This is a genomic window from Streptomyces sp. SID1328 (genome assembly GCF_009865595.1).
In the GTDB taxonomy this organism is placed as follows: domain Bacteria; phylum Actinomycetota; class Actinomycetes; order Streptomycetales; family Streptomycetaceae; genus Streptomyces; species Streptomyces griseoluteus.
Genome location: NZ_WWKH01000647.1, coordinates 1 through 2,305, shown reverse-complemented (window position 1 = coordinate 2,305; position 2,305 = coordinate 1). Strand labels below are relative to the sequence as shown.

At 75.4% G+C, this 2,305-nt stretch carries 3 protein-coding genes; all 3 read right to left on the bottom strand.

Annotation, left to right across the window (positions count from 1 at the left end):
- Positions 1–694, bottom strand: a 694-nt coding sequence (locus GT030_RS20970; protein ID WP_161202420.1) for a hexose kinase, incomplete at its 3' end; no start/stop codon positions are given.
- 118 nt (positions 695–812) lie between these two features.
- Positions 813–1,967 carry an N-acetylglucosamine-6-phosphate deacetylase gene (nagA, locus tag GT030_RS20965; protein ID WP_202460366.1) on the bottom strand — a complete coding sequence of 385 codons (1,155 nt, stop codon included), beginning with the start codon at positions 1,965–1,967 and terminating at the stop codon, positions 813–815.
- A partial coding sequence (locus tag GT030_RS20960; protein ID WP_161202419.1) for an ROK family protein occupies positions 1,967–2,305 on the bottom strand: 339 nt, incomplete at its 5' end. The genes nagA and GT030_RS20960, both read right to left, overlap by 1 nt.

The following is a 2,305-nucleotide window of genomic DNA, read 5'->3' as shown; positions in this document are numbered from 1 at the left end:
AGTGGCCCTCGGGGGTCGCGGCCAGCAGACCGTCCGGGCCCAGGGAGGCGACCACCGACCGGGCGCCCCGGCGGCGGGCGTCGCGGGTGGCGCGGGCCGGCTCGTGGGAGCCGGTGAGTTCGGCCAGTTCCGCCGCGTTGGGCTTGACGATGTCGGGCCGGGCGGCGATCCCGCGCCGCAGCGGCTCCCCGCCGGTGTCCAGCAGCACCGGCACCCCGGCCGACCGGGCCACCCGTATCAGCCCCGCGTATGCGCCCACCGGCACGCCCGGTGGCAGGCTGCCGCAGAGGGCGACCGCCCGGGCGTCCGCGAGGAGAGTGTCGTAGGCGCGCAGGAAAGCGGCCCATTCGGCGGCGCCGATGTGCGGACCGGGCTCGTTCAACTGGGTGGTGTCGCCGGTGAGTTCGTCCACCACGGCGACCGTGCGGCGGGTCGGGCCGGTGACCGGCACCAGCGCGTCGGTGATCCCCGGCGCGGTTGCGAGCCGCTCGCGCAGCACCTGGCCGGTCGGGCCGCCCGCGAAACCGGTGACCGTCACCGCGTACCCGAGCGCGGCGAGCACGCGGGCCACGTTGACGCCCTTGCCGCCGGGCCGCTCCACGACCTCCGACACCCGGTGCTCGGCGTGCGGTCGCAAGGACGTCACGCGGTACGTGATGTCGAGAGCGGTGTTCAGCGTGACCGTCAGGATCACCCGGTCCGACCTCCCTCGATGGTCCGTACGCCTCGGTTTCCGGGGCCCCGATCATGCCAAAGAGACGGCGTCCGGCCCAGTTGAGGGACGGACGCCGTCTGATGAAGCCAGGTACGGATCAGGGCAGTTGGGGCGTGATCACCCATTCGCCCCGGCGCATGACGCCCTTGAGCGCGAAGTCGCCGTCCAGCAGCACGAGGTCGGCGTCCTTGCCGGGCTCCAGCGAGCCGACCCGGTCCGCCATGCCGAGCAGCCGGGCCGGGTTGGCCGACAGCGCCTTGACCACGTCCGTGACCGGGATGCGGTCCACGGTGACCGCCCGCCGGAAGGCGCGGTCCAGGGTCAGCGTGGAGCCCGCGATCGAGCCGCCCTCCACCAGCCGGGCCACGCCGTCGCGCACCTCGACCTCCAGCGGGCCGAGCAGATAGCGGCCGTCGCCGGAGCCCGCCGCGTCCATCGCGTCGGTGATGAAGGCGACGCGGCCGGCGCCCGCGTGGTGGAACGCCAACTGCAGCGCGGCCGGGTGCAGATGGGTGCCGTCGTTGATCAGCTCGACGGTGACCCGGCCGTCCTCCAGCAGCGCGGTGATCGGGCCGGGGTCGCGGTGGCCGATGGGGGGCATCGCGTTGAAGAGATGGGTGGCGACGGTGGCGCCCGCGTCGACGGCGGCGACCGTCTGCTCGTAGCTCGCGTCGGTGTGCCCGACGGCCGCGATCACGCCCTGCTCGGCGAGGAGGCGTACGGAGTCCAGGCCGCCCGGCAGCTCGGTGGCGAGGGTGACCATCTTCGCGTGGCCGCGCGCTGCGTCGACCAGCTTGCGGACCTCGGCCGGGTCCGGGTCGCGCAGCAGCGCCTCGGAGTGCGCGCCCTTGCGGCACGGGGAGATGAACGGCCCCTCGAAGTGGACGCCCGCGATGTCGCCCTGCTCGGCCAGTTCGGCCAGCATCCCGGTCTGGCGGGCCAGTACGTCCAGGTCCTCGGTGACGGTGGAGGCGACCAGCGTGGTCGTGCCGTGCTCGCGGTGCGTGCGGACGGCGGTGAGCGCGTCCTCGGCGCCGCCGGAGAAGGCCGCTCCGCCGCCGCCGTGGTTGTGCAGGTCCACGAAGCCGGGGACCACCCAGTGGCCGGTCACGTCGAGCACGTCGGCGCCCTCGGGCGCGCGCTCCGCGATCCGGCGGCCGTCGACGGCGACCCGCCCGCCGGGCACCTCGCCGGTGGGCAGCACCACGGTGCCGCCGGTGAGCACCAGCGGGCGTGCGCTGTTGTCGGCCATCAGGTGCTTACCTCCGTGGTCTGGGGGATGTGCTGGAGCAGGTCCCGGGCGAGCAGCGCCGCGCCCAGGCAGCCGGCGCCGTCGCCGAGCGCGGCCGGGACGAGGACGGGCGCGCCCTGGAAGGTGATCCGGCGCTCGATCGCCGCGCCGAGCGGCCGGAACAGCACGTCACCGGCCTCGGCGAGCCCGCCGCCGACGATCAGTGTGCCGGGGTCGAGCAGGGTGAGCGCGGTGACGAGGCCGTCCGCGAGCGCGTCCACCGCCTCGGTCCAGACGCGGGCCGCGTCCGGGTCCCCGGCGGCGACGGCCCGCGCGCAGTCGGCGGCGTCCGCGTCCGG